This window comes from Amycolatopsis sp. YIM 10 (genome assembly GCF_009429145.1).
Classification (GTDB): Bacteria; Actinomycetota; Actinomycetes; order Mycobacteriales; family Pseudonocardiaceae; genus Amycolatopsis.
Genome location: NZ_CP045480.1, coordinates 4381207 through 4392487, shown reverse-complemented (window position 1 = coordinate 4392487; position 11281 = coordinate 4381207). Strand labels below are relative to the sequence as shown.

The 11281-nt window shown below is 70.1% G+C and carries 10 protein-coding genes; all 10 read right to left on the bottom strand.

The window, feature by feature from the left end; all coding sequences use genetic code 11:
- Nucleotides 1–81: 81 nt before the first annotated feature.
- Nucleotides 82–1632: an AbgT family transporter gene (locus YIM_RS21185; protein WP_153032001.1), complete on the bottom strand. Its 1551-nt coding sequence runs from the start codon at nt 1630–1632 to the stop codon at nt 82–84.
- A gap of 26 nt (nt 1633–1658) precedes the next feature.
- On the bottom strand, nt 1659–2825 hold the full coding sequence (locus YIM_RS21180; RefSeq protein ID WP_153032000.1) for an FAD-binding oxidoreductase: 1167 nt from the start codon (nt 2823–2825) through the stop codon (nt 1659–1661).
- A gap of 27 nt (nt 2826–2852) precedes the next feature.
- The gene (locus tag YIM_RS21175) at nt 2853–3554 is read right to left on the bottom strand and encodes a GntR family transcriptional regulator (RefSeq protein ID WP_153031999.1); all 702 of its coding nucleotides are present in this window, start codon (nt 3552–3554) and stop codon (nt 2853–2855) included.
- A gap of 62 nt (nt 3555–3616) precedes the next feature.
- Nucleotides 3617–4129, bottom strand: a complete 513-nt coding sequence (locus YIM_RS21170) for a LuxR C-terminal-related transcriptional regulator (protein WP_153031998.1) — start codon at nt 4127–4129, stop codon at nt 3617–3619.
- A gap of 114 nt (nt 4130–4243) precedes the next feature.
- The gene (locus tag YIM_RS21165; RefSeq protein ID WP_153031997.1) at nt 4244–4759 is read right to left on the bottom strand and encodes a hypothetical protein; all 516 of its coding nucleotides are present in this window, start codon (nt 4757–4759) and stop codon (nt 4244–4246) included.
- A complete protein-coding gene (locus tag YIM_RS21160; protein ID WP_228004867.1) occupies nt 4756–7170 on the bottom strand; it encodes a sugar-binding protein in 2415 nt (804 codons plus the stop codon). The genes YIM_RS21165 and YIM_RS21160 overlap by 4 nt, the downstream gene beginning before the upstream one ends.
- 22 nt (nt 7171–7192) lie before the next feature.
- Nucleotides 7193–7999, bottom strand: coding sequence for a carbohydrate ABC transporter permease (locus YIM_RS21155; RefSeq protein ID WP_153031995.1), 807 nt, complete (start codon nt 7997–7999; stop codon nt 7193–7195).
- The gene (locus YIM_RS21150) at nt 7996–8856 is read right to left on the bottom strand and encodes a carbohydrate ABC transporter permease (RefSeq protein ID WP_228004866.1); all 861 of its coding nucleotides are present in this window, start codon (nt 8854–8856) and stop codon (nt 7996–7998) included. Before YIM_RS21150 ends, YIM_RS21155 begins: the two co-directional genes overlap by 4 nt.
- Nucleotides 8843–10183: an extracellular solute-binding protein gene (locus YIM_RS21145; protein ID WP_228004865.1), complete on the bottom strand. Its 1341-nt coding sequence runs from the start codon at nt 10181–10183 to the stop codon at nt 8843–8845. Before YIM_RS21145 ends, YIM_RS21150 begins: the two co-directional genes overlap by 14 nt.
- The gene (locus YIM_RS21140) at nt 10180–11244 is read right to left on the bottom strand and encodes a PfkB family carbohydrate kinase (protein WP_153037140.1); all 1065 of its coding nucleotides are present in this window, start codon (nt 11242–11244) and stop codon (nt 10180–10182) included. The genes YIM_RS21145 and YIM_RS21140 overlap by 4 nt, the downstream gene beginning before the upstream one ends.
- Nucleotides 11245–11281 lie beyond the last annotated feature (37 nt).

Below are 11281 nucleotides of genomic sequence, written 5' to 3'. Positions count from 1 at the left end.
TTGCGTGCCCGGCAGCGCACTCACCCACACTATTGCATGGCAGGCAAGACCCCGTGCTTCTGACGCATGACACAGGGTCGCCTAGCTCAGGTGCACGCCCGGCCCGAGCGGGAGGCCGAGGCCGTACCAGAGCGCGAAGAAGCCCGACCACACGACGAGGATGGCGAACGAGATCGGCACGGTGAACGACATCAGCGTGCCGATCCCCGCGCCCTTGCGGTACTGCTGGACGAAACCCAGCGCGAGCACGAAGTACGGGCTCATCGGGGTGACCGCGTTGGTGACCGAGTCGCCGATCATGAACGCGGCCATCGCGGCCTCCGGCGGCAGCCGGACGTACATCATCATCGGCACCACGACCGGCGCGAGGATCGCCCACTGCGCCGATCCGCTGGTGATGATCAGGTTCAGCAGGCAGATCGACCCGATGATCACCAGCAACACCACCAGGTGCGGGGCGTCGACCGCGTTGAGCAGGTCGGCGCCGTGCACCGTCAGCACGGAGGCGATCCCGGTCCACTCGAAGTAGGCCAGGAACTGCGCCACGGCGAAGAAGAGCACGATGACCGGCGCGATCCGGCCGACCCCGTCGGCCATCACCTTCGGGAGGACCGCCAATGACGACACCGTGCCCACCGCCCTGCCGTAGGCGAACCCGATCACCGCGAAGAGCAGTGCGATGAACACGCTGATGTTCTCGATGACCACCGACCGCACGACGCTGCCGCCGTCACCGAGCAGCGGCGAGCCGGGGATCAGCAGGAGCGCGACGACCGCGAGCACAAAGGCGACCACGATGACCGCGACCCGCACCAGGGCTCGTTTCTCCACAGTGGACAGACGGACCTCGGGTTCCTCCCCCGTCGGCGCGTCTTCACCGGTCGCGAGCTCGGGCCGTTTCGCCAGCACGAGTTCCACGACCAGCGTGATCACCACGGCCAGCAGCAGCGACGACGCGCCGAAGAAGAAGTAGGTCGCCACCGGGGTCACCACGTAGTCCGGATCGACGGTCTGCGCGGCCTGGGTGGTGAGTGCGGCGCGGATGGCGTCGCCGGGGGTGACCAGCGGGCTGGCGTTGAATCCGGCGGACACCGACACGTAGGCGACCACGATGCCGAGGATCGGGCTGCGCCCGGCCGCGCGGAAGGCCAGCGCGCCGAGCGGGATCATCACCAGGTACGCCGAATCGCTCATGATGTGCGCGACCATGCCGCCGAACGCGATGGCGAAGGTGACCCAGCGGCCGGGCAACCGGATCACCGTCAACCGCAGGATCGCCTCGAGCAGGCCGCTCTTCTCCGCCACGCTGACGCCAAGCAGCATGACCACGATGACGGCGAGCGGTTTGAACTCCGCGAAGCTCTCCAGCGCGGAGTCCGCGGCGAAGCCGATGCCGTCCAGTGACAGCAGGCTTTTCACCGTGACGACCTCACCGGTTTTCGGCAGGGTGACGGAGACGTCGAGAATGGACAGAACAAGACTGACGACGCCGAGGATTCCGGCGAGGATCCAGAAGAGCCAGAACGGGTGGGGCAGTTTGTTCCCGGCTCGTTCGATTGCGCCGATAACGCGAAACAAGCCGGCCAAGCGGTCTTTGCCGGTTTCGGCGACACTGCCTTTGTGGTCGGTCATTGGCCTGCGGCCTTCTGTGTGGCCGGCTATTGCTCACCCAGCTTGACGGGGCGGCGAACGGCCGGGAGGTCGGACCGCCGCAACCCGGCGAACCGGCTGGGACGGAAGGGTTTCAGGAGTTCCTGGCTGGTGTCGGCGAGGATTTCGGTGGCGACCAGGCGGCCGAGCAGCGGCGCCAGGGTGATGCCGCCGTGGGAGACGAGGCAGTAGGTCCGCGCGTGCTCCGCCGCGTAACCCGCGATGGTGTTGCCGTCGGCGGGCAGTGAGCGGAAGCCCACGCGGAAGTCGATTTCCGGGGTCTGGCCGGGATCGGGCAGCAGGGCGGTGAGCCGCCGGGCGATCGTGGTGGCGATCTCGCTGCCGGGCGCGGGTGGCCTGGACGGGTCGACGTCCGGATTCAGGTCGAGTGCCTGCAGCACGTCGGGCAGTCCGGCGCCGGGCCGCAGGTTCAGGCCCGGGGTGTGCACCACGCAGCCGAGGTCGAGCCGCGGGGACCGGAGATATCCGAGCAGCCCGATGATCGGCGAGCCGCGTCCGGTGCCGGTGACCATCGGGATGTCGATACCCGCGCGGGCCGCCAGTTCGCCGGTCCACCGGCCGGTGGCCAGCACCACCCGGTCGGCGTTGTGCACCGTACTGTCGGCCATGGTGACCGACGCCCGGTCCGGTCCGTCGCTTGTGGACACCACTTCGCCGATCGACAGCACGGCGCCGTGCCGGACCGCGTCGGCCAGCAGGTTCTGCACGAGGCGGTCCGGGCGGACGTGGCCTTCGGCGGGGAAGTATGCGATCGCCGTGGTGTTCCCGGGAATCCGGAGCCCGCCGACGATCGGCGCCGCTTCGTCCCGGGTCACCCAGCGCGCCGGATATCCCAGTCCCCGCAAGCGTTCCACGTTCTTCGCCAGCCACGGCTCGCTTTCGGCGTCGGCGAACTGCAGGCCGCCGCTGCGGAAGTACGCGGGATCGCCGGGCAGCTGTCTGGCCAGTTCTTCGTGCTCGGCCATGCCCGCGAGGTTCAGCCGGTAGTAGTCCGGGTCCGGTTTGCGGTTCGAGTTGGTCCACGCGAAGGTGGTCGAGCTGGTGCCCGCGCCCGGTCCCCCGCGGTCCAGCAGAAGCACTTCCGCACCGGACAGGGACAGCGAGCGCGCGACACTGGTGCCGAGCACACCGGCCCCCACCACGATGACCTTCATCGGGGTCGCTCCTTTCTGAAGTGGTGGCTACGCGGGGAATTCGACGAAGAACTCCGCGGTACCCGGGCGGATGAGAGCCGTGACGATCTCGATCGCGGACCCGTCGGCCGCGCGCAGCTCACGGCGACGCCGCAGCGTCGGCGCCCCGGCCTCGCTGCGGAGCAGTCCGGCGTCGTGCTCGTCGAGCACCACCGGGTCCAGGTAGATCCGGATGCGGTCGATCGACACACCGCGATCGCGGAGATAGGGCAGGGAAACGAGTTCCGCGAGGTCCTCGTTCAGCAGGTCGGGGGCCGCCGAGAACAGCACCACGTGCCGTTCGATGGTGCGCGGCTGGTCGTGCAGGTCCAGCTTGCGCCGCACCAGTTCCACCACCGCGGTGTCGTCATCGGCCCCCGGCAGCGTCAGCACGGCGTCCCCCGCGCGGACGATCCGGGCGGAGAGCACCTCGTGCCGCCCCGGCACGCCCTTGATGTGCGTGTCCGGGGAGGCGTAGCTGAGCAGGTTGATCTGCTGGCGCACGTCCGCGACGAAGGTGCCCTGACGCCGGCGCCGCACGGCCAGTCCCGCGTCGGCGAGGTCGTTGAGGACCCGCTGCGCGGTCGCGCGGCTGACCCCGTACTTCTCGCACAGCTCCATCTCGGTCGGCAGCCGTGCGCCGGGGGCCAGCTTGCCCGCGTGGATCCTGTCCTCGAACTCCCGCCGGATCTTCTCGTGCAGCGTCGCCATGCGTAGACCGTACAAAACTCCATTTGTTAGGTCAATAGTGTTCGTGCCGCCGAGGACAGCACCTAGATCAGGCCGGCGCGGACCGCGTACGCCACCGCGTGCGTTCGGTTCCGCAGGTCGAGCCGGGCCAGTACGCCGGAAACGATGTTCTTCACGGTCCGCTCGGCGTACGCCAGTTCGGCGGCGATTTCCGCGGTTGCGCGACCCTCGGCGAGCAGGCGCAGCACGGCGATCTCCCGGCGTGACAATCCGTCCGGAGTGCGGGAGCGCGGTGCGCGCGGGGTGACCAGGCCGTGCTCCGCGTCGCTGATCGCACGCAGCAAGGACGCTGTGGTCAGCTTCCGCCGTGGCAACAGGACCATGCCGTCCGCGCCCCACCGGGGATCATCGGAGACCAGCACCACGCGGGTCCCCGGATCGATCCCGGCGAGCAGGTCACCGGGACCGTCCGGCAGCACGACGGCCACTTCCGCCCCGTGCTCCACCAACCGGATCCCGGGCTTTTCGCTCAGCTCGGCGGAAACCCCGGCGAGCACGAACGGATCCGCGGCCAGCACCACGACCCGGACCGGCACAGGTCACCTCCGAGCACACACCACGGCCACGGTGGTGTGGCCGGCCCCCAGGAGACACCCGGCCGTAACGGCACACTCAAGCCACGGTGACGCGCGCCACGTCCGGCCCACCGTTCAGGCCGGTGACGACAGCAGCGGGACCAGTCGTTCGATCAATCTCGGGTAGTCCGGGTCGGCCGCGATGCTCGACGAACCGGCGGGCAGCTCGATGATCCCCGTCGGGCAGCTCCCGGCACCGAGCAGCTCGAACGTTTCCAGCAGGCGTTTCGACGGCAGTTCGTAGACCTTGTAGGCATAGCGGGTGGCCAGCAGCGTGGTCGAACCGCCACACGAGCCCAGCTCCTCCTCGGACTCCCGCTCGTACTGACAGACCAGCGCGTCCTTGGTGAGGGTGTTCGGCACGCGTCCGACGAGTTCACTGCTCCGGTCGGTCATGTCACCGTTCTCGGCGACGTCGAACAGCGCCACGCCGTTCTCCGGCTCGCCGAGCGTCGACTTGTCCTCCGGTTCGTCCGAATCCACCGAATCCGGGCAGAACGCGGGCGGGGTTTCCAGCGCGTCGCCGAGCACCACCACCCCGGTCACCGCCACCGCGACGACCAGTGCGGCGACCAGGAACCCGCGCTTCACCCCTTCGCCGCGGCCGTGCCGCCGCGGGTGTTGGTGAAGCCGACCAGCACCGGCCCGGCGGGCAGCCGCGTGCGGCCCGGTGCCACTTCCACGACATGACGACCGTCAGCAGCGAAAACCGAGGCGGTGCCGCTTTCCGCGGAGTAGAGCCAGCCGTCACGAAGGCGGATCGGGCGCGAAGCCGCGGCGGCACCCGGCGGAAGGCCGAGCCGGATCGACTGCTCCAGCGTCTGCGGTGAGTCCACCGAGGCCAGCACTTCCAGCGGCAGCACCGGTTCCGGCGGCTCGATCGGCCGATCCGGCGGCGGGGTGTAACCGTCCACGGTCGCCCGGCCCCAGCGGTACGGGTCGCCCTGCACCCCGCCCCAGGTCGACCAGCCGATCCGCGTCTGCCCGGTTTTGTCCTGCGTGTCCGAGTCGTAGACCAGCACGTTCAGCCCCAGCGAGGCCGGATCCACCGCGCCGGGCAACTGCTCCATCGGGATCGCGACCTCGACGGTGTAACCGTCCTCGCGCGGCTGCGCGGCCACTCGCACCCCCGGTGCGGGCCCCTGTGCGTTGTCGGCGTCGCGGAACGCGCACGGTCCACCGTCCGATGTGGACGGCAGCACCGCCAGCTTGTACGTGCTGGAGGTATTCTCCGACCTGCCTCGCGGGTCGAAGGTGAGTTCCACCGCGTCGGTGCGCCAATGCCGCTTGCAGTCCGCGGTCGGCAGCTTCGTACCCGCCACGTCGTCGGTGACGTCGACCAGCGCGTACAGCGTGTCGTCGTGCCAGGAAAGCCTTGCGCTACCGGAACAATCCGCTGCCGATGCGCAGTCGTCACCCTCCCAGCGCGCCGAGATGTCGAGCGCCTCGGCCGGGTACTCCCCCGAGCCCGCGGTGCCGTCGACGGCAGGTGCTGCCAGGGCTTGCGGGATCACCGTCGCGGGCACGATCTCCAACGCCGCCGTGGTGCTGCCGCCCGACGTGACCAGCTGGTACGGGAAGTCCTTTCCGGACGGAAGCGACGCGTCGGTGTTGCGCACGCCGAACTTCACCTGGTGCGTGGCACCGGGCGCGAGTTCCGGATAGGGCCGCTCTTCACCACCGCTGAACCCGGCGGGCAGCGCGAGCGACACCACGCCCTGCTGCGGGACGGGACTTTCGTTGCGCACAGTCACGGTGATGTCCCGCGTCCCACCGGACGGCACGGTCAGCACCGGCAGCACATCGCCCGCCCGGTCGGGGAAGCCGGTCTCACGTGCCCATGCGTCGTACTGGGCGACCTGCGGCAGCGGCTCCTGCGTGGCGACCACCGGCGGCACCACCTCGACAATTGCTTCCGTGCTCTCCACTGTGGACAGCGAAGCGCGGATGCGGGCCTTGCCCGGCTGGGCGTCAGCGGGAACGGTCACCGTGCGGTCCTGCACGGTCCAGCCTTCGGGCGCGGTCAATTCGATGTCACCAGGCTTCGACGAGCGCACGTCCACGCGCACCGGCTCCCCTGGTGTCACGCGGTAGCGATCGGCCGTGGCGGTCAGCGTCGCGCCCATCGGCACCGCGCCCGCCAGCAGGCCTTCGACCCCGCGGCTCTCCGGCTGGTACGGCACCCGGCCGGCCACCTGGGTGAAGTAGTCACAGCCGATCTTCGCGGGATCCGTTGGCGCATCGGGGAATCCCGCCCAGCCCTGGCTGGCGTACTCGCGCTGGGCCTCGCGCTCGATCTGGGCCCAGGTCTTGCCGCCCGGCCCTGGTTTTCCGGCCCACACGCCCCAAACCCGATCGGCCGGCTCGTCCGGGGTGAACGCAGAGACGCAGTCCGGGCCGGTGGCCGACTCGCCGCTGAGCCCGGTGGTGAACAGTTTCGCCACCGCCCACGGCTTTCCGGCCCCGGGGAACAAGGACGGGTCGGCCGCGGCCGTGTAGGCCTCGAACGCGAGCCTGGCAGCGTACTGGTGATTGCCGTGGTTTCCCGGTGAGGGCGCCGGATCCATCGTGAACACGATCTCCGGCCGGGTCTGGCGGACCACCCGGACCAGCTTCTCCAGCGTCGACTCGTGCCCCCACGCCTGCTCGGTCAGCGGCGAGCTGACCGTGTAGTAGAAGTCGGCCCGGTCCAGGTTGAACACGTCGGTGACCCCGGCACGCCCGACGGCCTTGCGCTCCTCGGCTTCCCGCAGCAAGCCCAGTTCGGGGCCTTCCTCCGGGCCGACGGCGTTGCCGCCGCCCTCACCACGGGTCACCGTGACCACCCCGGCCTCGAGCCCCAACTGCCCGATGGTGGACAGCGTCGAAGCCTCGTCGTCGGGATGCGCGCCGACGAACAACACGTCCAGGTCCGCGTCCGCTCGCGGCTCCGCCGCGGCCACCGGCGGGGCGAGCCCCGCCACCAGCGCCGCCCCCAGCACTCCGGCCACCAGTGCGCGCATAACCATGCCTCCCGAGCCTCAATCAGCCCTTGACCGAACCGTCCACCATGCCCCGGATGAAATGCCGCTGCAGGAACAGGTACAGCACCACCACCGGCAACGCCACCAGCACCGAAGCCGCCGCCAGCAGCGGCACCGTCGTTGTCGCCGGGCCGGAGAAGAACTGCAGGCCCAGCGGCGCGGTCCGCAGTTCCTCACCGGTGACCATCACCCTGGCCAGCAGGAACTCGTTCCAGGTCCACATGAACACCAGCACCGCGAGGGTGACCATCGCCGGCCGGCCCATCGGCACCAGGATCCGCCACAGCGTCTGCCAGTGCCCCGCACCGTCGAGCCGCGCGGCTTCGACGATGCCGCGCGAGGTCGAGCGGAAGTAGGTGCGCAGCCAGAACACGCCGAACGCCACCGACTGCGCGACCTGCGGGAAGACCAGCGACGCGTAGGTGTTGGTCAGCCCGAGGTCGCGCAGGTCGAAGTACAGCGGCACGACCACCGCCTCGGCGGGCACGGTCAACCCGAGCAGCACCAGGTAGAACAGCACCTCGCTGCCGCGGAACCGCATGGTGCCGAAGGCGTAGGCGGCCAGCACGGAAAGCAGCAGCGACAGCGCCACCACGCAGATCGACACCAGCACGCTGTTGAACAGGTAACTGCCGAACCGGGCCTGCGTCCACGCCGCGGCGAAGTTCTCCCAGTGGATCCCGCCCTGTCCGGCGACCTCCGAGCGCAGCGCGGTCACCAGGATCGCCACCATCGGGTACAGCGCGAAAACGGTGAACACCCCGAGGATGAGATAGGTGCCGGTCCGTTCGGCCGCGGAAACCTTCATCGGCGTCCCCCGCCGGAGATCCGGGTGATCACGAAGGTGACGGCGAAGGCCAGCAAGGTGATCGCCACGCCCATCGCGGCGGCCGAGCCGACCTGGCCGCCGTGGAAGGCCCGCTGGTAGATCTCGTAGGCGGGCACCGTGGTCGATCCGCCCGGCCCGCCCTGCGGCGTCATCATGTAGACGAGGTCGAAGGTGCGCAGCGCGGCGATCACGGTCAGCGTGAGCGCCACGCCGATCTCCGGGCGCAGCGACGGCAGGATCACCGTGCGGAACTCGCGCACCGGCCCGGCCCCGTCCATCCGCACCGCGTCGAACAGGTCGCCGGTGATCTTCCCGATGCCGCCGAGGAAGAGCACCATGGCCAGCCCGGTCTGCACCCACGTGCCGACCACGCCGACCGCGAGCAGCGCGGTGCTCTCGTCCCCGAGCCACGCGCGGCCAGGGGTGCCGAGCACGGCGTTGAGCACGCCGTCCGGCGCGAAGATCCGCTGCCACGCCACCGCGACCACCACCATGGCCACCACCTGCGGCAGGAACAACGCGGTGCGGAAGAACGGCAGCCCGCGCACACGCGTGCGGTGCAGCACGGTGGCCAGCACCAGCCCGATGCACACCGGCAGCACGGCGAAGAACACCACCAGCACCGCCGCGTGCCCGAACGCGGCCGCCGCGCCCTCTTCGGTGGCCAGTTCGACGTAGTTGTCCAGGCCGGTCCACGTGCCCGGGCTCAGCCCGTCCCAGTCGAACAGCGAAAGCCAGCCGCTGTGCAGCAGCGGGAAAAGCAGGAACAGGCCGTACACCGCCAGTGCGGGAAGCACATAGAGGTAGCCGACCCGCCGCGGTTCACCTGCCGCCACGGCTCGCGTCCAGATCGGCCTGCAACGCGCCGAGGAACTTCTCCGTGTCCATCGCCCCGCTCAGCAGCTGCTCGACCGCCCCGCTGACCACCTCGTAGGCGTTGGGCGTGGCGTAGTCGAGGTAGGGCACCAGCCCCGGTGAGGCCGAGGCCGACTGCCAGGCGTCGAAAACCTCCTTCTGCAGCCCGGTCACCTGCTGCTGCCCGGCGTCGAGCACCGGCAGGTTCGCCGTCTGCCCCAGCACCTTCATCGCCTCGGGCGAGGTGATGAAGTTCAGGTAGGCCGCGGCCGCGTCGGGGTTCTTGCTCTTGGAACTGATCGCCCACGGCAGGCCGGTGCCGCCGGTGATCGACTCGCCCGGCGGGCGCAGGAAGCCGACCGAGTCGCCCATGGCGGAGGTCAGGTCGGGGGTGAGCCAGGTGCCGTTGATGTGGAAAACACCCTCGCCCTTGGCGAAGTTGGCCCATGAGTCGTCGTTCTTCAGCCCGGCGAAACCGGGCGTGAGGTAACCCTGGCGCGCCCAGTCCAGTAGCTGGTTCGCCGCCGCCCGGTTGGCGTCGGTCGGCCACGTCGCCTCCGGCTTGCCGAGGGCGAGCGCGGTCTCCGCGGCGGGCTGGGAATGCCGGTGCATGGCCACGCCGAACAGGTACGGCCCGGCGCTCTTCTCCAGGTTGCCGAGCTGGATCGGCAACTGCCCGGCGGCCTTCGCCCTGGCCAGCACCGCGTCGAACTCGGGCCAGGTCGTCGGCGGGGTCAGGCCCAGTTCGGCGAGCTTCGTCTTGTTGTAGTAGATGCCGACCAGCTCACCGGTCTGCGGCACGCCGTACAGCTTGCCCTCACCGAGCACGTCCCCACCGTCCGGATAGGACGCCAGGCGGCGCACCGACTCGGGATAGCGGGTGGTCCACTGGTAGGCCTGCGCGTAACCGTCGAGCGGTACCAGCAGCCCGGCCTTGACGAACGCGCCCATGTCCTGCTTGCCGTTGTTGACCTGGGCGATGTCGGGCGCCTCGTTGCCGCTGAGCCCCAGCTTCACCGTGTTCCGCAGGTCGTCGAAGGACCTCGCGACGCGGTTGAGCCTGATGTTCGGGTAAGTCCGCTGGAACTGCTCGTTGAGCTGGGTGATCTGCTGTTCCTGGCCCGCTCGCGTTTCCTGGTCCCAGATGGTCAGCGTCACCTCGCCCATGGCGGCGACATCGGTGCGGACCTCACCGGCCGGGCGGTCCGCGGGACGGTCGGACGAGCCGCCGGGAGCGCAGGCGGCCATCGCGAAGATCGCGGTGCCGACGGCCGCGGCGCGCAGTGCGGTGGAGGAACGGCGTTTCACGATATGCCTCGCAATCCGATCGTGGCGCTGGCCCGGCGCACCTGGGTGCTGCCCCGGTCCGGCAGCAGTTCGCTGAGAAAGGCGTAGCCGCGCAGGTCGCGTTCGTCGCGGCGGCCGACCAGCCGCCACCACGCCGCGATGTCACCCCAGCCCGGCGCCGACTGGGAACCGCCGAAATGCTGAACCGACAGCGCCGCGCAGAGATTGGCGAAGTGCACCCGGTCGGCCAGCGGCCAGCCGGCCAGCGTGCCCAGCACGAACCCGGCGCCGAAGACGTCGCCGGCACCGGTCGGATCCAGCGCCGCCACGTTGAGCCCGCCGACGTCGGCCTCCTCACCGGTGGCCGAATCGATCGCGTACGCACCACGCGGGCCGCGGGTGACCACCACGGCGGGCACGATCTCGGCGAGCTTCGCGGCGGCCGAGCGCACGTCGTCGGTGCGGGTGTAGCGGGTGGCCTCGACGCTGTTGGGCAGCACCACGTCGTACCCGTCGAGCAACTGGCTCAGCATCGCCGGTTCCCACCGCTGCGTCGGATCCCAGCCGACGTCGGCGAACAGCAGCGCGCCGTTGTCCTTGGCCGTGCGCACCCACGCGTCGTCGTGCAGGTCGACGTGGACGAAGCAGGCGCGGGTGGGCGGCGGCGGGTTGAGCAGGTCGTCGGCGCTGATCGGGGCGGGATGGCCGTGGGTGACCATGCTGCGGTCCTTCTCCACCGCCATCGACACGGTCAGCGGGGAGTGCCAGCCGTAGAAGCGGCGCGAGTGGGACAGGTCCACGCCCTCCTGGTTGGCCAGCACGTCCCAGCAGAAGTCCCCGTAGGCGTCCTCGCCGAACGCGGCGGCGAGTCCGGTGCGCACCTGGAGCCGGGACAGCGCCACCGCGAGATTGGCGATGCCGCCGGGGCTGGAGCCGAGGCCGTTGGCCCACACCTCGGTGCCCGGCTCGGGCAGCTGGGGCAGGCCGGTGAAGATGATGTCGAGAAAGACCGTGCCCGACAACAGGATGTCGAGCGCGGGCGGGTCGTCGGCGGCCGTCCTGGCGCCCGCGTCGAGATCGATCGTCACGTCGCAGGATTCACGTTCGTTCCCGGGAGTC

Excerpts from the sequence above, each read along its gene's own strand:
- YIM_RS21185 (WP_153032001.1), bottom strand. The coding sequence starts at position 1,632 with ATGACCGACCACAAAGGCAGTGTCGCCGAAACCGGCAAAGACCGCTTG.
- YIM_RS21180 (WP_153032000.1), bottom strand. The coding sequence starts at position 2,825 with ATGAAGGTCATCGTGGTGGGGGCCGGTGTGCTCGGCACCAGTGTCGCG.
- YIM_RS21175 (WP_153031999.1), bottom strand. The coding sequence starts at position 3,554 with ATGGCGACGCTGCACGAGAAGATCCGGCGGGAGTTCGAGGACAGGATC.
- YIM_RS21160 (WP_228004867.1), bottom strand. The coding sequence starts at position 7,170 with ATGCGCGCACTGGTGGCCGGAGTGCTGGGGGCGGCGCTGGTGGCGGGG.
- YIM_RS21155 (WP_153031995.1), bottom strand. The coding sequence starts at position 7,999 with ATGAAGGTTTCCGCGGCCGAACGGACCGGCACCTATCTCATCCTCGGG.